This is a genomic window from Kineococcus xinjiangensis, assembly GCF_002934625.1.
Lineage (GTDB): Bacteria > Actinomycetota > Actinomycetes > Actinomycetales > Kineococcaceae > Kineococcus_A > Kineococcus_A xinjiangensis.
Map to the genome: position 1 here is coordinate 55393 of NZ_PTJD01000002.1, position 17269 is coordinate 72661.

The following is a 17269-nucleotide window of genomic DNA, read 5'->3' on the forward strand; positions in this document are numbered from 1 at the left end:
CCGCGACCGCGACAGCGCGACTCAGCAACGGGCGCCGTCGTGGCCCCCGGGCCCGCCGGTCGCCTCCCCGCCGCCGCCCGGGCGCACGAGCCCGCTCTCGTAGGCCGCGACGACCGCCTGGGACCGGCTGACGAGGCCGAGCTTGGCCAGCACCCGCGACACGTGCGTCTTGACGGTCGCGTCGCCGACGCCGAGCCGCCCCGCGATGCCGCTGTTGGTCAGCCCGGCCGCCAGCAGGCGCAGCACGTCGAGCTCGCGCGGGGTCAGGTCGTGCAACGCGCCCGCCGCGACGACGGGTGGGCCCGTGGCGGCGGGGGGAGCCAGGGACTCCACCAGCCGGCGCGTCACGGAGGGCGCGAGCAGGGAGACCCCCTCGGCGACCGTGCGCAGCGCCGCGACGAGCTGCGCCTCGGGAGCGTCCTTGAGGAGGAACCCGCCGGCGCCCGCGCGCAGGGCGGCGTAGACGTGCTCGTCCTGGTCGAACGTCGTGACCACCAGCACGGCCGGTGCCGGGTCCAGCCGCACGATCCGGCGGGTGGCCTCGATGCCGTCCACGCGCGGCATCCGCACGTCCATGAGCACGACGTCGGGCCGCAGGGCCCGCGCCGCGGCCACCGCCTCCGCACCGTCGGCGGCCTCGCCGACGACCTCCAGTCCCGGCTCGGAGCCCAGGATCATGCGGAATCCGGCCCGGACGAGCCGCTCGTCGTCCACCACGAGGATGCGCAGGCTCACCGCACCACCCGCCCGGCGCCGTCGCGGGCCTGCGCGGGGGCCGGCCCGTCCACCTGCCCGGGGCACGGCAGGGGCAGCGAGGCGTGCAGGCGGTGGCCGCCGTCGGGCAGGGGGCCGGCGTGGAGGCGCCCACCGAAGAGCTCGACCCGCTCCCGGACCCCGAGCAGCCCGGAGCCGCCGTGGTCGACGGGCGCTCCGGCGGAGGCGGCGGGCGCCGCGGTGAGCACCTCCAGCACGACGGAGCCACCGGCGCAGCACACGTCGACCCGCACCGCGCCGCCGGGTGCGTGCCGCAGCGCGTTGGTCAGCGCCTCCTGCACGATCCGGTAGCAGGAGACCCCCACCGCGGCGGGCAGGTCGGGCAGCGGCGCGGGCAGCCGCAGGACCACCGGGGTGCCCGCCGCACGGACTCCCCCGACCAGTTCGGGCAGGTCCGCGAGGCCCGGCTGGGGCACCGGAGCGCCGGCGGGCAGCCGCAGCACCCCCATGAGGAGCCGCATCTCGTGCAGCGACCGCGAGGCGATCCGCTCCACCTCGTCGAGGGCCTCCCGGGCCCGGTCGGGGTCGGCGTCGAGGACGCGCCGGGCGCCGCGGGCCTGGAGCACCACCACGCTGAGGCCGTGCCCGACGACGTCGTGCAGCTCGCGGGCGATGCGCGCGCGTTCGGCGGCCAGCGCCCGGTCCGCCTCCTCCCGCGCGACCCGCTCGGCCGCGGCCCGTTCCTCCGCCTGACGGCGCTGCTCGGCGTGGCGCCGCCAGACCCCTCCGACGACCGCCAGGGCCGAGCCGAAGACGGCGTTGGCGACGCTGCCCCCGACGCCGTAGACCCCGTGCGTCGCTCCCTGCAGGGCGAGCAGCGCGACGACGAGGACCGAGGCCGCCCAGGCGCGGGCCGTCGTGGGCGCCCACCGCGCCGCCGCGAGCGGCGCCAGCCCCAGCACGGCCAGGGGCACGGCGAAGGTGTTGGCGACGGGGAAGAACAGCGGCTCCACGGCCCACGCCGCGGCGGCCGCCGCCGGAGCGAGGAGCGGAGCCCGGCGCTGGGCCATCAGCGGCAGCACCACCACCGCGAGCAGCGCGGCGTGACCCGCCGTGGCGGGCGCGGCCTCCGTGCTGTGAGGCAGGTGCAGCTCCACCTGCGCCGCGGCGGCGAGCAGGAGGGGCAGGGCGACGTCCCACCGCTGCAGCACCCGGCCGGACACGCACAGCACGGTAGGCCGCTCCCGGCGTCGCGTCATCCGTCCTGCGGCGTCCCCCGGACGGGGGAGGCGGCGCGCTCCTCCCCCACGCGGGGGAGGCCGCTCCGCCGCGCGGGCGACGCCCGGCCGCCCGCGGCTGCCTAGCGTCCCGGTCGGGGCCCGCCGTCCGGCCGCCCCCGACCTTCCGAGGAGGAGCCGTGTCCGCACATCCCGACCGACCGCTCACCCGCACCCGGCTCGCCGGCGCCTGCCTCGTCGCCGGCGCGCTGCTGCTGCTGACCACCGGCGCCCTCGACCCGCCCCTGCTGGGCGACACGCTGGACGACCTGCTGACCCACGTCGTCACGGAGCCGGGCCGCTGGACCGCCTGGGCGCTCGCGCTGGCGGCGACGGGCCTCGTGCTGCTGCCGGGCATCGCCGCGCTCGGCCGGGCCGCGACCGGGCGCGGCGCTGCACTCACCGTCACGGGAGCCTGCCTGGCGGGCGCCGGGATGGTGGGGATGGTCCTGGTGGGCACCAGGGAGGCCGACCTGCCCGTCCTGGCCGGCCCGACGCTGCCCGTGCCACCGGACGTGGTGGCCGCCGTCGAGCGCATGGAGAGCGCCCCGGGGCTCGTGATCCCCTTCCTGCTCATGCTGCCCGGCTACTACCTCGGCCTGCCGCTGCTGTTCTGGGGTCTGCGCCGGGCGCGGCTGGTGGCCACCTGGGTCCCCGTCGTCGCGACGGTGGGCGTGGTGGGCTCGTGGTTCGCCACCGGCATGGCGGATCCGTGGGAGTTCCTGACCCGCGGCGCCGTCGCCGTCGCGCTCATCGCCACGAGCCCGGTCCTCCTGCGCGGCGCGGTGCCGGCGCCGTCTCAGCCGAAGCGGCGGCCCGTCAACCGCTCGTACGCCTCGACGTAACGGGCGCGGGTGCGCTCCACGACGTCGTCCGGCAGTGGCGGCGGCGGGGCGTCGGAGGCCCGGTCCCAGCCGGAGGCGGGCGAGGCCAGCCAGTCGCGCACGAACTGCTTGTCGAAGCTCGGCTGGGAGCGCCCCGGCTCCCACGAGTCCGCCGGCCAGTAGCGGGAGGAGTCCGGCGTCAGCACCTCGTCGCCGAGCACCGTCGCCTCCCCGGCGCGGCCGAACTCCAGCTTCGTGTCGGCCAGCACGATCCCGCGCTCGCGGGCGACGCCCTCCGCGCGCTCGTACACCGCCAGCGTGAGCCGGCGCAGCTCCTGCGCGGCCCCGGCCCCCACCGTCGCCGCGACCGCGTCGAAGGAGACGTTCTCGTCGTGCTCGCCGAGGGCGGCCTTCGTCGCGGGGGTGAAGACCGCCTCGGGCAGCCGGGAGCCGTCCACCAGACCGGCGGGCAGCTGCACCCCGCACACCGAGCCGGTGGCGCGGTAGTCGGCCAGCCCGGAACCGGTCAGGTAGCCGCGGGCCACGCACTCCACGGGGAACATCTCCAGCCGCCGGCACACCATCGCCCGCCCCGCCACGGCCGCGGGCACGTCGGTGGAGACGACGTGGTTCGGCACGAGGTCGGCGAGGCGCTCGAACCACCACAGGCTCAGCGCCGTCAGCACCGCGCCCTTGTCGGGCACCGGCGTGGACAGGACGTGGTCGTAGGCGGAGATCCGGTCGCTGGCCACCACGAGCACAAGGTCGGCGGGGCCGTCCACCGGCTCGTAGAGGTCGCGGACCTTGCCGGAGTAGACGTGCCGCCAGCCGTCGAGGGCCGGCGCGGAGGCGGGGAGCGGAGCCGTCGTCACGGGCGCCATCGTCCCAGACGGCCGGGGCGGTGACAGTGGGCCTGCGGGCACCCGGCGACTCGCCGCCCCGGGAACGGTTCCACCGGCGCGTCGCGCACAGCCCGCAGGCCCGCTGTCACCAGCCCGGGGTTTCGCCCCGCGGACGAGGGGTACCCGGACGGCACGAACGCCCGAGCGCAGGAGGTCGACGTGGCAGCGGACCAGGAGCCCAGCGAGCCGGTGCTGGACAGCGCGATGGCGACGGGCAGCGACGAGGGGGCACCCGGCGACCACAGCGACGGCGCACCGCCGGACCTCGACAGCGGCGACGCGGCCGAGGCCGTGGAGGACACCCCGGAGGCGGCCTCCGCCGCCCACGACGACGCCGTCCTGCCACCCTCCGTCCTCCCGTCCGCCGCGGACGGGGGCGAGGACCCGCTGACGCCGCGGTTCCGGGAGCCGGGCGAGGCCTGAGGAGCGCTCAGCCCTCGGCGGCCGCCGCGGCGATGTCGCGGCGGAACTGCCCGCCGACCAGCTCGACCGCGTCGACCGCCGTGTAGGCGGCCATCCGCGCGGCCGCCAGGTCCGCGCCGGTGCCCACCACGGACAGCACCCGCCCGCCCGCGCTGACCACCGCGCCGTCGCGCACGGCGGTGCCCGCGTGCAGGACGTAGGCGTCCGCCACCGCGTCGGCCGCCTCCAGCCCGCCGACGACCTCACCCGTCAGCGGCGTCCCCGGGTAGCCGGGCGCCGCCACCACCACGGTCACCGCCGCCTCCGGGCGCCACCGCAGCGGCGGCACCTGCGCCAGGCCGCCCTCCGCGGCGGCGCGCAGCAGCCCCGCCAGCGGCGTGACCAGCCGCGCCAGCACGACCTGCGTCTCCGGGTCGCCGAAGCGGGCGTTGAACTCGATGACCCGCACCCCGCGCGACGTCAGCGCCAGGCCGCAGTAGAGGACGCCGCTGAACGGCGTGCCGCGGCGGGCCATCTCGGCCACCACCGGGCGCGCCACCCGCTCCAGGACCTCCTCCGTCAGGTCCGCCGGAGCCCACGGCAGCGGCGAGTACGCGCCCATGCCGCCCGTGTTCGGCCCCTCGTCGCCGTCCCCGAGGCGCTTGAAGTCCTGGGCGGGGGCCAGCGGCACCACGTCGGTGCCGTCGCACACGCAGAACAGGGAGACCTCCGGGCCGTCGAGGAACTCCTCCACGACCACGGCGCCGCCCTCGCGGGACAGGCACGCCCGCGCGTGCGCCAGCGCGGCGTCCCGCTCGTCCGTGACCACGACGCCCTTGCCGGCGGCGAGGCCGTCGTCCTTGACGACGTACGGGGCCCCGAAGGCGTCGAGCGCGGCCGCGACCTCGTCCTCGGTGGTGCACAGGTGCGCCAGCGCGGTCGGCACCCCGGCCGCGGCCATCACCTCCTTGGCGAAGGCCTTGGAGCCCTCCAGGCGCGCGGCCTCCGCCGACGGGCCGAAGCAGGCGATGCCCGCCGCGCGCACGGCGTCGGCGGCCCCCGCGACCAGCGGCACCTCGGGGCCGACGACGACCAGGTCCACCCCGGTGCGCCGCGCCACGTCGGCGACCGCCTCCGGGTCAGAGACGTCCACCGGCTCGCACGCGGCGACGGTGGCGATGCCCGCGTTGCCCGGGGCGGCGACCACGCGGGTCACCTCCGGGTCGGCGAGCAGGCTGCGGACGATGGCGTGCTCACGTGCACCGGAGCCGAGAACGAGGACCTCCACGGGCCGGGAGCCTAGTGCGTGCGCCAGGATCGGGCGGTGAGCCGGTTCAGCATCCACTTCCCCGTGCTGGGGCCGCGGGTGCGCTCGGGCGCCCTGCGCTGGAAGGGCTCCTGGTGGCAGATCCTGCAGTGCGGCCTGGGCGCCGCCGTCGCCTGGCACCTCGCGCGGGCGCTGTGGGACCAGCCCGCGCCCGTGTTCGCCGCCGTGGCCGCCGTCATCAGCCTCGGCGTCACCGACGGGCAGCGGCTGCGCCGGGTCGGGGAGCTCGGCGTCGGCGTGACGGTCGGCGTGCTGCTCGGGTCGCTGATCGTGCAGTGGATCGGCCACGGCGGCTGGCAGATCGGGCTGATCGTCGTCCTCGGCATGGCCGTGGCCCGCTTCCTCGACGCGGGCAACCTCATCGTCAACCAGACCGCGCTGCAGGCGGTGTTCGTCCTGGCCCTGCCCCCGCAGCCGGGCGGCAACTCCGCGCGCTGGCTGGACGCCATGACGGGCGCGGTGGTGGCGCTGCTCATCGCCGCGCTGCTGCCCTCCGACCCGCGCCGGGAGTTGCGCGCCCGCACCGCCTCCTACGTCGAGCGCCTGGCCGCGGTGCTCGACGACACCGCCCGCGCCGTCCGGGAGCACGACGCCGCGCTCGCGGCACGCGCCCTGGAGGCGGTGCGCGGCACGCAGGCCGAGCTGGACGCGTGGGCGGAGTCCGTCACGGCCGGCCAGGAGGTCAACCGCATCTCGCCGCTGCGGTGGGGCGGGCGGGAGGAGGTCTCGGCGCAGGAGCGGCTGGAGGCCGGGGTGGACCGGGCCACCCGCAACCTCCGCGTCGCCGTCCGGCGGGTGCGCACCGCCCTGGAGTTCGGGGAGCAGATGCCCGACTCCCTCGCCGGGGTGTTCGAGGAGCTCGCGGCCGTCGTGCGGACGCTGGGGGCGCCGGCGTGGGAGGGCGAGACGCAGCCCCCCGTCGTCAGCGGGCTGAAGGAGCTCGCCGTGCGGCTGGGCCCCAGGACCCTCGGCGCGGACGGCCTCTCCGCCACGGTCGTCGTGGCCCAGGTCCGCTCCGCGGTGGCGGACCTGCTGGAGGCGCACGGGATCCCCCTGGAGGAGGCGCGCCGGCTCATGCCGCGGTGAGCCGTTCCGGTGGCGGGCTCGCCGCCGCAGCGGGAGGCTCTGCCGACATGACCGTGATCGGGTTCCACGCCTCGCACGAGCAGGTCCACCCGAGCGCGCTGCTCGCCGCCGCCCAGCGGGCCGAGCAGGCCGGCTTCACCGCGGCGATGTGCTCCGACCACCTCGTGCCCTGGAGCGAGCGGCAGGGGCAGTCGGCGTTCGCGTGGTCGTGGCTGGGCGCCGCGCTGCAGGCGACGACGTTGCCGTTCGGGGTGGTCAACGCCCCGGGCCAGCGCTACCACCCGGCGATCATCGCGCAGGCGGCCGCGACCCTGACGGCGATGTACCCGGGCCGGTTCTGGGTCGCCCTGGGCTCCGGGGAGGCGGCCAACGAGCACGTCACCGGCGGCGGGTGGCCCCGCAAGAGCCTCCGCAACGCCCGGCTGCGGGAGTGCGTCGACGTCATGCGGGCGCTGCTGGCCGGTGAGGAGGTCAGCCACGACGGACTCGTGACCGTGGACCGGGCGAAGCTGTGGACCCTGCCGGAGGAGCCGCCGCCGTTCATCGGGACCGCGGTGAGCGTGGAGACCGCCGGCTGGGTGGCGGGCTGGGCCGACGGCCTCGCCACCATCAACCAGCCCCTGGACCACCTGCGGCGGATGGTCGAGGCGTACCGGGGCGGCGGCGGGCGCGGTCGCCTCGTCCTGCAGGTCCACGTGTCCTACGCCGCCGACGAGGACACCGCCCTCGCCATCGCCCACGACCAGTGGCGCACCAACGTGTTCCAGCCGCCGGTGTGCTGGGACCTCGACACCCCGCACGCCTTCGACGAGGCCGCCAAGCACGTGCCCCCGGAGGCCGTGCGGGAGGCCGTGCTCGTCTCCTCCGACCCGGGCCGGCTCACCGCCTGGCTGCAGGAGCTCATCGAGGTGGGCTTCGACGAGGTGTACCTGCACCACGTCGGCAAGGAGCAGGACGAGTTCATCGACGTCTTCGGTTCCCGGGTGCTGCCGCAGCTGGGCGTCACGCCGAAGGTCGGGTGAACCCGGTGCGGATCACCGACACCAGCGACCTGTGGTGGAAGACGGCGGTCGTGTACTGCCTGGACGTGGAGACGTTCCTCGACTGGAACGGCGACGGGATCGGTGACCTGGAGGGCCTGGCCCAGCGCATCGACTACCTCGCGGACCTCGGCGTCACCTGCCTGTGGCTGATGCCCTTCTACCCCACGCCCGAGCGCGACGACGGCTACGACATCTCCGACTTCTACGCGGTCGACCCCCGGCTGGGTTCCCTCGGGGACCTGGTCGAGGTGATCCGCACCGCCAACGACCGCGGCATCCGGGTGATCGCCGACCTCGTGGTCAACCACACCTCCCGGCAGCACCCGTGGTTCCAGGCGGCGCGCTCCAGCCCGGACTCGCCGTTCCGCGACTTCTACGTGTGGCGCGACGAGCCGCCCGAGGAGCAGCCCGACCCCGTCTTCCCCGACCAGGAGGACAGCGTCTGGACGTACGACGAGCAGGCCGGGCAGTACTACCTGCACCGCTTCTACAAGGAGCAGCCGGACCTGAACGTCACCAACCCCCGCGTCCGCGACGAGATCGCGAAGATGATGGGGTTCTGGCTGGAGCTCGGGCTGGCCGGGTTCCGGGTCGACGCGGTGCCGTTCTTCCTGGAGACGATGGGGGTGGAGGGGGCCGCCGACGGCGAGGGCGAGGACTTCGCCGACCCCCACGCCTACCTGCGGTCGCTGCGGTCCTTCCTCGGCCGGCGCGTCGGGGACGGGGTGCTGCTCGGCGAGGTGAACCTCCCGCACGAGGAGCAGCTGGAGTTCTTCGGCGGCGACGACGGCGACGAGCTGACCATGCTGTTCGACTTCATCGCCATGCAGAAGATGTACCTGTCGCTGGCCCGGGCGGACGCGGGGCCGCTCGCGGAGGCGCTCCTGGCGCGGCCGGAGACCTCCTCCGACTGCCAGTGGGCGACGTTCGTGCGCAACCACGACGAGCTCACCCTCGACAAGCTCTCCGACGCCGAGCGGCAGGAGGTGTTCGCCGCCTTCGGCCCCGAGGAGCGGATGCAGGTCTACGGCCGCGGCCTGACCCGGCGGCTGCCGCCCATGCTCGACGGCGACCCGCGGCGGGTGCGGATGGTGTACAGCCTGCTGTTCTCCCTGCCGGGGACCCCCGTGCTGTTCTACGGGGAGGAGATCGGCATGGGGGAGAACCTGGAGGCGGAGGGGCGCCTGGCCGTGCGGACCCCGATGCAGTGGACGTCCGGGGAGAACGGCGGTTTCTCCTCTGCCGCAGCGGAGGAGCTGCCCGGCCCGGTGGTCGAGGGCCCGTTCGGGCCGGAGCACGTCAACGTGGCCGACCAGCGTCGCGACCCCGGCTCGCTGTTGAACTTCGTGCGGCAGCTCGTGCGCCGCTACCGCGAGTGCCCGGAACTGGGCTGGGGCCGCTTCGCCGTCCTGGAGCAGCCGGTCCCCGCCGTGCTGGCGCACAGCGTCACGTGGGACGAGGCCTGCACCGTCGCCGTGCACAACCTGGGCCCCGACGCCTGCACCGTGCCGCTGACCCTGGAGGGCGCCGGGCCGGGCGACCGGCTGGTGGACCTGCTCGGCGACGGCGAGACCCCCCTCGGCGAGGGCGGTTCGGTGGAACTGCCGCTCGACGGCTACGGCCACCGGTGGTTGCGGTGGGTGCGCCCCGGGGACCGGCGCCTGCCCTGACGCCACCGCAGATCACCCGTTCGGCGCAGCCTGCCCCGGGGCTTCCCCCGGACGGCTCAGCATTTCGACACGAGACGGTAACGAAGAGCCGGGAACAGGAGTGATTCCGGCCGACGGGGGTACTTGGACGGCATGAGCGCCTACTCGGACACCTCGCTGCACACCCGCAGCCCGCTGCCCACCATCGCGAAGGCCGTCGGGGCCGTCTTCCTCCTGGTGGGCGTCCTCGGGTTCATCCCCGGGATCACGACCAACTTCGGGCAGATGACCTTCGCCGGTCACGAGTCCAACGCGTTCCTGCTCGGCCTGTTCCAGGTCTCGGTCCTGCACAACGTCGTCCACCTCCTCTTCGGCGTGGCGGGCCTGGCCATGTCCCGCACCGCCGCGGCCGCCCGCAGCTACCTGATGATCGGCGGCGCGATCTACCTGGTGCTGTGGCTGTACGGCCTGGTCATCGGCCACGACTCCCCCGCCAACTTCGTCCCGCTGAACACCGCGGACAACTGGCTGCACCTGGTGCTCGGTGTCGCCATGATCGGTCTCAGCCTCATCGGCGGCCGCGACCGTCGCACCCGCGCCTGAGCGACTCCCACTCCCGTCCGATCGGAGAGGCCACCCGGGATCCCGGGTGGCCTCTCCGCGTTCCGGGCCCCCGCGCCGGCCGGGTCGCGCACCTCCGGGGTCCCCGTCTGGACGAACCGACCCCCACATCGGTTAGCCTTGCCTAAGCACGCCGTCCGGCGCGCGCACCGAGCAGAGGGGTCCCCGTGAGCGTCCTGGCAGCCGGCGCGGCACCCGTCGTGGTGACCGCGCCCCGCTACCGCCCCTTCCACCTCCAGGTCGTGCGGCGGCAGCGGTTGTCCCCCGGCTTCGTGCGCATCACCCTCGGCGGGGCGGACCTCGCGGACTTCGGCGCCGCCGGGTGGGACCAGCGCATCAAGGTCGTGCCGCCCGTGGCGGGCCGGCGCTGGCAGGACGCCCCCGAGGACTGGTTCGGCTGGTGGCGCGCCCTGCCGGAGGAGACGCGCCCCCCGATGCGGACCTACACGGTGCGCGCCGCCCGTCCCGCCGCCGGGGAGATCGACGTCGACTTCGTCCTGCACGACGTCGACACCGCGCAGGCCGGCCTCCAGCGCACCGGCCCCGAGCACGCCGGGCCCGCCGCCACCTGGGCCGCCACCGCGACCCCCGGTGACCGCGTCGTCGTCATCGGCCCCAGCGCCCCCGGCACCGGCCGGATGTGGGGCGTGGAGTTCGCTCCCCCGCCGGCCGCCCGCTCCGTGCTGCTCGCCGGGGACGAGACCGCCGTGCCCGCCATCTCCGCCATCCTCGAGGCCCTGCCGCAGCACCTGCACGTGACCGCGCTGCTGGAGGTGCCGCAGGCCGCGGACATCCTGCCGCTGACCACCGCCGCCGACGCCCGCATCGAGTGGATGCCCCGCGCAGGCAGCCGCGCCCCGCACGGGCGCCTCCTCACCGAGGCGGTCCGCCGGCACACGGCCGGCCTCGGCGCCACCGGCGCCCAGGTGCCGGTGCTGGAGGACGTCGACGTCGACGCGGGCCTGCTGTGGGAGGTCCCCGACGCCCCCGGCGCGTGCGGGCAGGACGGGCTCTACGCCTGGCTGGCCGGGGAGGCCGGCATGGTCAAGGAGCTGCGCCGGCACCTGGTGCGCGAGGTGGGCGTGCCGCGCGAGAGCGTGGCCTTCATGGGCTACTGGCGACGGGGACGGGCGGAGCACGCATGAGCGCCGGGGACGTGCTGCGGCAGGTGGCGGGACAGGTCGCAGAGGCCGGCGGGCGCATCGCGTCGGCCGTCACCGGCACGACCGGCCAGAGCACCAAGGGCGGACCGACCCGCCGCGCCGTCGTCCTGCGCGCCGGGCGCCTCACCCCGCACGTGGTGCGCGTCGTCCTCGGCGGCGAGTTCGACGACTTCGAACCCCGCTTCACCGACTCCTACGTGAAGCTGCTCTTCGGCGTGCCCGGCGCGAGCTACCCCGACCCCCTGGACATGGCGGCGGTGCGGCGCGACCACCCGCGCGAGGAGTGGCCGCGGCCTCGCACCTACACGGTGCGCGCCTTCGACGCCGAGCGCGGTGAGCTGACGCTGGACCTCGTCGTCCACGGCGACGCGGGCCTCGCCGGGCCCTGGGCGGCCGCCGTCCGCCCCGGCGACGTCATCCACCTCCTCGGCCCCGGCGGCGCCTTCACCCCCGCCCCCGAGGCGGACTGGCACCTGCTGGTCGGCGACGACAGCGCCCTGCCCGCCATCGCCGTCATCCTCGGGAAGCTTCCGGCGGGGGTGCCCGCCCGCGTCGTCGTCGAGGTCGAGGGGCCCGAGGACGAGCAGCCCCTGCCCACCGCGGCCGACGCCCTCGTCCGCTGGGTGCACCGCAGCGCCGGCGGCGGCCGCGACGCGCTCGTCCGGGCCGCGCGGGAACTCCCCCGCCCGGAGGGAACCCCCCACGCCTTCCTCCACGGCGAGGCCGATGCGGTGCGGCAGCTGCGCCGCTGGGCCCGACTCGAACTGGGGGTGCCGAAGGAGCTGCTCTCGGCGTCGGGCTACTGGCGGTGCGGGCGCAGCGACGAGGACTGGCGCGCGGAGAAGCAGGATTGGAACCGCGCGGTCGAACTGGACGAGCAGGACGCCTCAGCCGCCGGCTGAATCCCGCGACCCGTCCGGGGGCAGTGCCGCCAGCAGGTCCTCGCACACCCCGAGCAGGCTCCGGCGCAGGGGTTCCGCCCGCTGCGCGAACTCCCGCTGCGCGGCGACGTACTCGGCCTTGCCCTGCGGGGTCTCGATCGCGACGGGGCTCAGGCCGTAACCGCTGACGTCGTACGGCGAGGCCCGCATGTCGAGCACCCGCACGTCGCGCGCCAGCTCGAAGCAGTCCAGCAGCAGCTCCCCCGGCACCGCCGGGGACAGCTTCATCGCCCAGCGGTAGCAGTCCATCGTGGCGTGCAGGCACCCCGGCTGCTCCAGCGCCGCCTGGGTCTCCCGCCGCGGCTGCACCTCGTTGCGCGGCACGGCGGTGGGCGTGAAGAAGCGGAAGGCGTCGAAGTGGCTGCACCGGATCCGGTGCGCCTCCACGACGGCGTCGGTGCCCGCGCTGCCGAGGCGCAGGGGCAGCCGCGAGTGGCGGATCTCCGGCGCGGGGGTCCGGTGCACCATCGCCCACTCGTGCAGGCCGAAGCAGCCGAGCTGCGCCGGGCGGGTCAGGGTCGCCGACAGCACCGACGCCGCCAGCCGCACCGTGGCGGTGCGGGCCGCCGCGATCCCCGCGGCGTCCACCGCCACCCCGGCGCAGGTGCGGGTGTAGTGCGCCCAGCCGGCTCGCCCGACGGCGGCCGGCCCGGCCAGCACGACCCCCGTGCCCGGGTGCCAGCGCCGCAGCCGTCCAGGCGCCCACGGGTAGTACGTGTAGAGGAAGTCCTCCACCGCGTGGGACTCCCCGCGCTCGCGGCGCTCACGGGCCGCGGCGGTGAGGCGCTCCGCCCGCTCGGCGTGAGCGGCCTCGCGGGCGCGCCAGGCCTCCTCGGGAAGGACGAGAGGCGCTCCCCCCTCAGGGAGCAGCTGCTCGGGCAGGACGTCGGACACCCCGTCAACCGTAGTGCTCGCCGGGGCTTCGCTCCGCGCATTCCCGCTCCTGCTGCCGCACCCCACCCGGCCGGCCGGACCCGCCCCCGAACCAGCCGTCCACCACCGCGAGCTGGCGCAGGTTGCGCTCCCCGCAGAGGGCGGTGCGCAGCGCCAGCCGGGACGGCTCGGCGAGCGTCCACCCCAGGGGCGCCTGCGAACCCGGCCGCGCACGCGGGAACAGGTGCGCCACGGCCTCACCCCCGGCGGGGGCGCAGCGGGTCCCCGCCCTCGGCAGCGCCACGGTCGCGTCGAACTCCGCCACCGCCCGGGTCACCGCGATCTGCGCCTCCTGCTGCGCGGTGGAGGCCTGGCCGCCGAGGACGCCGAGGGCACCCGCCGCGGGGGCGAGGAGCTGCGGGGAGCGGGCGGCGGCCTGCCACGGCCCGGCGTCGGCGAAGGAGTTGTCCAGCAGCAGCAGGCGCGGCACCACGCAGAACGGCTGCGTGGCGTCGGCGTTGACCGCGCGCACCTGCGGCTCCAGCGCGGCCCACACCTCGACGAGCGCGTCGGCGCCGGAGTTCTCCAGCAGCCCCCCGTCCAGCACGTAGGTGCGGCGCTCGTCCGACGTCGTCCCCTCCGTGCACGTCAGCAGCGCCCCGGACGGCGAGACGTAGGGGAAGCGCGCCGACAGCAGCGCGGCGGTCGACAGGCGCACGTCACGGGCGGAACCCCCGCCGCGCGGGCACGTGGCGGTGAGCGCGTCCTCCGTGGCGGCCAGCACGCCGTCGGGAGCACGCCCCGCGGCGCCGGCGGCGCTGAACTGGCCGGCCGTCAGGCAGTCGGGGCCCGGCACGCTGCTCGGCGCCAGCCGCAGCGGGGACACCGCCACCCGGCAGCCGTCCTCCACGGAGGTGCCGTTGAACAGCAGCAGCGGGAAGCGGGGACCGGCGCCGTCCACGCCGCTGGCCCCCGTTCCCGCGACCAGCCGCGGGTTCCGCTCCTGCCAGGCGCGCTCCAGGCTGGCGGCCCGGTTCCACGCCGGCAGCGGCAGCCGCAGCGCGCTGTTGGGCAGGTCCCGGAACAGGGTGGCCGCCACCGCGGGGGCGACGTAGTCGGCGTCGAAGGCGGGCCGCAGCCAGGGCGCGCGGTCCCCGTCCGCGAGCGCCTCGGACTCCGCGGCGCGCTCCGCGTCCGGCAGGGCGTCGCGGCGCAGCTCCTCCGCGCGCAGCATGGCCAGGCCGACGCTGCTGCCGGAGACGCCCGAGGCGAGGAAGACCCCGGAGGCGCGCGGGGTGGCGGGGCAGACGGGGCCGAGCTGGGCGTCGCCGGCCAGGTGGGCGCCGAACAGGCACTCCATGGTCAGGGCGGTCCAGTAGGCGCCGCGGATGCCGCCGCCGGACCCGGCGACCAGCACGAGGGGCACGGTGGGCCGGGTGCCGGCCGGGACCGCCCGGGGCCCCGGCTGCTGCTCCGCGAGCCAGGCCGGCAGAACGCCGCCGGCCGGTGCCGTGGCCCCGGGGGGATCGGTGAGCGGCAGCAGCGCGGGAGCCGCGTCGCCGCGGAGGCGGACGTCGTAGTACGGCGCCTCGCGGTCGGCCACGCTGGTGGCCGCGACGAAGAGCACCACGAGGGCCAGCACCGGCATCCGGCGCAGCCGCAGCACCCGCAGCGGCGGGGGCGGGGCGAAGCGGTCGCCGAGGAGCACCAGCGCGGTCACGACGACGGAGAGCGCCAGCGCACCGGCGAAGAGGACCGTCACCGTGCCCAGCGGCATCGTCCACACCGGGTCGGCGAGGAAGCCGAGCAGGACGACGGCGCCGGCGGCGGCTCCCCACCGCAGCAGGGGCACGTCCGGGTCCGGGGCCGTGGCCGGCGCCGAGTGCCGCAGCGCCAGGCGGCCCACCAGCACGACCACGGCGAGCATGACGAGCGCCCACAGCAGCAGCCCCCCGGAGAACCGGCCGCCGACCGCGAGGCTGACGACGGCACGCAGGATCGCCGCGACCAGCGCCAGGGGGCCCGCGGTGGCCAGCACCAGCAGGAGCGTGCGCTCCACGCCGAGGCGCGCCTCCTCCTGTTCCGGGGTCTCCTCCTCCGGGACCACCTGCTGCTGCGGGTACCGGGCCGTGCGCAGGCCCTCCGAGCGGCACAGCACCGCGAGCAGCAGGACCCCGGCCCCGGCCACCGCCAGCGGCGCGCCGAGGCTCGCCCACGCGGACAGCGGCCCGTCGAGCGCCGTCAGCGCCGTCACCCCCACCCCGGCGAGCAGCACGGCGGCCCCGCCCGCCAGCAGCCGGCGCGCGGCCCGCTCCGTCAGCGCCCACTGCCCCGGCGCGTCGGCGTAGGCCCGCAGGGCGGCCCTGCCCCCCGCCCACTGCACCAGGGCCAGCCCGGCCGCCGCGAGCGTCGCGGCGGAGGCGGCCAGGGGGGAGGACGCGGCCCGCACGACGACGTCGTCCACCTGGAAGCCGATGTTCCCCGACAGCGCCACCAGGACGCCGAGCAGGAGGGCGAGGACCACGGCCTGCCCGCGCAGCGCCACCGAGCGCGAGCGAGCACGCCCGCCGGGCACCGCGGGCACCCGCGGTCCGGCCGCACGGGCGCGCTCCCGCCACGCCACGGCGATCCCGGCCAGCGCCAGCCCCAGCGCGACGAGCTTCAGGAGCGACACCGCCCCCAGGAGACCCACCCCGAACGAGCTGAGGCTGTGCCACAGCAGGGCCAGCGACGCGGTCTCCACGACGTCGGCGGCGAGGTAGACCGCGGCGGCCGTGCGGGCACCGCCGAGCACGGCGGCCACCACCCCGCCGCCCGGCTCGGCGGGGCTGCGCCGGGCCGCCCACCGCAGGAGCAGGAAGAGCGGGACCGCCACCAGCGCGAGGTCCACCAGGGCGTAGGCCCCCAGCAGCGGGCCGGGCGGCTGCAGCGACTCCAGGGGCGGGTCCGCCGCCCAGGCCCGCCAGCCCCGCAGCACGGCCAAGCCGTCGGAGGGGGCGACCACGCTGCCCGGGGACGCCACCGTCCCGAACCCGCCGGAGGGGTGCTCCTCGCCGTGCATCCGGGCCAGGCCGGCCTCGAGGCGGTCGAGGACCAGCAGACCCGTGAGGATCGCGAAGACCAGCGCGGTGCGGTAGAGCGGCACGGCACCCGATCCTCCCCCCACCACGGTCCGGGGTCGAGGTCCGCGCGGGCTCCCCGGTCAGCCGACGTAGTTCTCGCTCAGCGCCCGCGCGTACGCCTCGGACTCCACGACGTTGCGCAGCTGCGCGATCTGGACGCGGTGGCCGTAGTCGCCGGCGCTCCCCTCGCCCTCGTCCATCCGGTGCAGCATGGACGTCATCCACCAGGAGAAGTGCTGCGCCCGCCAGACCCTGCGCAGCGCCGTCTGCGTGTAGCGCTCCAGGTGCGAGCGGTCGCCGCGGTGGAAGTGCGCCTCCAGCCCCTCCGCCAGCACCCGCACGTCGTGGACGGCGAGGTTCATGCCCTTCGCGCCGGTCGGGGGCACGATGTGCACGGCGTCGCCGGCGAGGAACAGCGAGCGGTGCTGCAGGGGCTCGGTGACGACGCTGCGCATGGGGGTGACCCCGACGTCGACGATGCGCCCGCGGTTCGGCCCGGGGCCGTCGCTGCCGCCGAGGCGGGTCTCGAGCTCCGCCCAGATCCGCTCGTGCGGCCAGTCCGCGAGGTCGGTGTCGGGGCGGACCTGCAGGTAGAGGCGCGACACCGCGGGCGAGCGCATGCTGTAGAGGGCGAAGCCGCGCTCGTGCAGCGAGTAGACGAGCTCGTCGACCGCCGGTTCCGCCTCCGCGAGGATGCCCAGCCACGCGAAGGGGTAGGTCCGCTGGTGGGTGCGCAGCAGGCCCGCCGGCACGGCCGAGCGCGTCGTGCCGTGGAAGCCGTCGCAGCCGACGACGACGTCGCAGCGCAGCTCCTCCCGCCGCCCCGCCGCGGTCCAGGTGACCACCGGGTCGTCGGCCTCGACGCCGTCGACGCGGACCTCCGCGGCCTCGAACACGATGCGTCCGCCGTCTGCGAGCCTGCGGGCGATGAGGTCCCGAACCACCTCCTGCTGCCCGTAGACGGTGATGCGGCGGCCGGTGAGGGCCGTCATGGGGATGCGGTGGCGCTCCCCCTCGAACTGCAGGGAGATGCCCTCGTGGGGCAGCCCCTCGGCGTCCATCCGCTCCCCCAGCCCGGCCTGCCGCAGCAGGTCGGCGGTGGCGTGCTCCAGCACCCCGGCCCGGACCCGCGACTCCACGTAGGCGCGGTCTCGCGCCTCCAGCACGACCGACTCGATGCCGTGCAGGTGCAGCAGGTGCGACAGCACCAGCCCCGCGGGCCCTGCCCCGACGATCCCGACCTGGGTGCGCACGCGTCCTCCTCGACTCGGCGGCCCGGCCCGCTCCCGGCCCGGTGCCTCCCGAGGGTGGGCCCGGGGCGGGCG

15 protein-coding genes are annotated in these 17269 nt (G+C 76.6%); 8 read left to right on the forward strand and 7 right to left on the reverse strand.

Features of this window, described 5'->3' with window-relative positions; all coding sequences use genetic code 11:
- Positions 1–21: 21 nt before the first annotated feature.
- Together CLV92_RS03170 and CLV92_RS03175 are read right to left on the reverse strand one after the other, a co-directional pair.
- Positions 22–735 carry a response regulator gene (locus CLV92_RS03170; protein ID WP_104431370.1) on the reverse strand — a complete coding sequence of 238 codons (714 nt, stop codon included), beginning with the start codon at positions 733–735 and terminating at the stop codon, positions 22–24.
- Positions 732–1937: a sensor histidine kinase gene (locus tag CLV92_RS03175; RefSeq protein WP_158257110.1), complete on the reverse strand. Its 1206-nt coding sequence runs from the start codon at positions 1935–1937 to the stop codon at positions 732–734. Before CLV92_RS03175 ends, CLV92_RS03170 begins: the two co-directional genes overlap by 4 nt.
- A gap of 194 nt (positions 1938–2131) precedes the next feature.
- On the opposite strand from CLV92_RS03175, the gene CLV92_RS03180 reads away from it, so the two are divergent.
- Positions 2132–2836, forward strand: coding sequence for a hypothetical protein (locus CLV92_RS03180; protein WP_104431372.1), 705 nt, complete (start codon positions 2132–2134; stop codon positions 2834–2836).
- Here CLV92_RS03180 and CLV92_RS03185 read toward each other — a convergent pair.
- Positions 2791–3696 (reverse strand): phosphoribosylaminoimidazolesuccinocarboxamide synthase, encoded by a 906-nt coding sequence (locus tag CLV92_RS03185; RefSeq protein ID WP_104431373.1) that lies wholly within the window; start codon positions 3694–3696, stop codon positions 2791–2793. The two genes, CLV92_RS03180 and CLV92_RS03185, sit on opposite strands and share 46 nt — an antisense overlap.
- Before the next feature lie 180 nt (positions 3697–3876).
- Between CLV92_RS03185 and CLV92_RS03190 the strand changes: the two genes are divergently transcribed.
- Positions 3877–4140, forward strand: a complete 264-nt coding sequence (locus CLV92_RS03190) for a hypothetical protein (RefSeq protein WP_104431374.1) — start codon at positions 3877–3879, stop codon at positions 4138–4140.
- 7 nt (positions 4141–4147) lie between these two features.
- Here CLV92_RS03190 and purD read toward each other — a convergent pair whose 3' ends face one another.
- Positions 4148–5407 carry a phosphoribosylamine--glycine ligase gene (purD, locus tag CLV92_RS03195; protein WP_104431375.1) on the reverse strand — a complete coding sequence of 420 codons (1260 nt, stop codon included), beginning with the start codon at positions 5405–5407 and terminating at the stop codon, positions 4148–4150.
- 36 nt (positions 5408–5443) lie between these two features.
- Between purD and CLV92_RS03200 the strand changes: the two genes are divergently transcribed.
- From CLV92_RS03200 to CLV92_RS03225, 6 genes are all read left to right on the forward strand, one after another.
- Positions 5444–6532 carry an FUSC family protein gene (locus tag CLV92_RS03200; protein WP_158257111.1) on the forward strand — a complete coding sequence of 363 codons (1089 nt, stop codon included), beginning with the start codon at positions 5444–5446 and terminating at the stop codon, positions 6530–6532.
- 47 nt (positions 6533–6579) lie between these two features.
- Complete coding sequence (locus CLV92_RS03205; RefSeq protein ID WP_104431377.1) at positions 6580–7554, forward strand: TIGR03885 family FMN-dependent LLM class oxidoreductase; 975 nt, start codon at positions 6580–6582, stop codon at positions 7552–7554.
- Positions 7555–7559: 5 nt separating this feature from the next.
- Positions 7560–9245: an alpha-amylase family protein gene (locus CLV92_RS03210; RefSeq protein WP_104431633.1), complete on the forward strand. Its 1686-nt coding sequence runs from the start codon at positions 7560–7562 to the stop codon at positions 9243–9245.
- 132 nt (positions 9246–9377) lie between these two features.
- Positions 9378–9827, forward strand: a complete 450-nt coding sequence (locus tag CLV92_RS03215) for a DUF4383 domain-containing protein (RefSeq protein ID WP_104431378.1) — start codon at positions 9378–9380, stop codon at positions 9825–9827.
- A gap of 185 nt (positions 9828–10012) precedes the next feature.
- The gene (locus CLV92_RS03220) at positions 10013–10990 is read left to right on the forward strand and encodes a siderophore-interacting protein (protein WP_211290827.1); all 978 of its coding nucleotides are present in this window, start codon (positions 10013–10015) and stop codon (positions 10988–10990) included.
- Positions 10987–11910 carry a siderophore-interacting protein gene (locus tag CLV92_RS03225; RefSeq protein ID WP_104431379.1) on the forward strand — a complete coding sequence of 308 codons (924 nt, stop codon included), beginning with the start codon at positions 10987–10989 and terminating at the stop codon, positions 11908–11910. The genes CLV92_RS03220 and CLV92_RS03225 overlap by 4 nt, the downstream gene beginning before the upstream one ends.
- On the opposite strand, the gene CLV92_RS03230 is transcribed toward CLV92_RS03225, so the two are convergent.
- The 3 genes from CLV92_RS03230 to CLV92_RS03240 are packed head-to-tail and all read right to left on the reverse strand — an operon-like array spanning position 11896 to position 17197.
- Positions 11896–12843 (reverse strand): 3-methyladenine DNA glycosylase, encoded by a 948-nt coding sequence (locus tag CLV92_RS03230; RefSeq protein WP_245886381.1) that lies wholly within the window; start codon positions 12841–12843, stop codon positions 11896–11898. The genes CLV92_RS03225 and CLV92_RS03230 overlap by 15 nt on opposite strands.
- Before the next feature lie 4 nt (positions 12844–12847).
- Positions 12848–15967: a hypothetical protein gene (locus CLV92_RS03235; RefSeq protein WP_104431380.1), complete on the reverse strand. Its 3120-nt coding sequence runs from the start codon at positions 15965–15967 to the stop codon at positions 12848–12850.
- Between the two features lie 57 nt (positions 15968–16024).
- Positions 16025–17197 (reverse strand): 4-hydroxybenzoate 3-monooxygenase, encoded by a 1173-nt coding sequence (locus CLV92_RS03240; protein ID WP_104431381.1) that lies wholly within the window; start codon positions 17195–17197, stop codon positions 16025–16027.
- Between the last annotated feature and the right edge of the window lie 72 nt (positions 17198–17269).

Bases quoted from the DNA above. Each gene is read 5' to 3' on its own strand.
- CLV92_RS03225 (WP_104431379.1), top strand. From the start codon at position 10,987: ATGAGCGCCGGGGACGTGCTGCGGCAGGTGGCGGGACAGGTCGCAGAG.
- CLV92_RS03215 (WP_104431378.1), top strand. From the start codon at position 9,378: ATGAGCGCCTACTCGGACACCTCGCTGCACACCCGCAGCCCGCTGCCC.
- CLV92_RS03205 (WP_104431377.1), top strand. From the start codon at position 6,580: ATGACCGTGATCGGGTTCCACGCCTCGCACGAGCAGGTCCACCCGAGC.
- CLV92_RS03185 (WP_104431373.1), bottom strand. From the start codon at position 3,696: ATGGCGCCCGTGACGACGGCTCCGCTCCCCGCCTCCGCGCCGGCCCTC.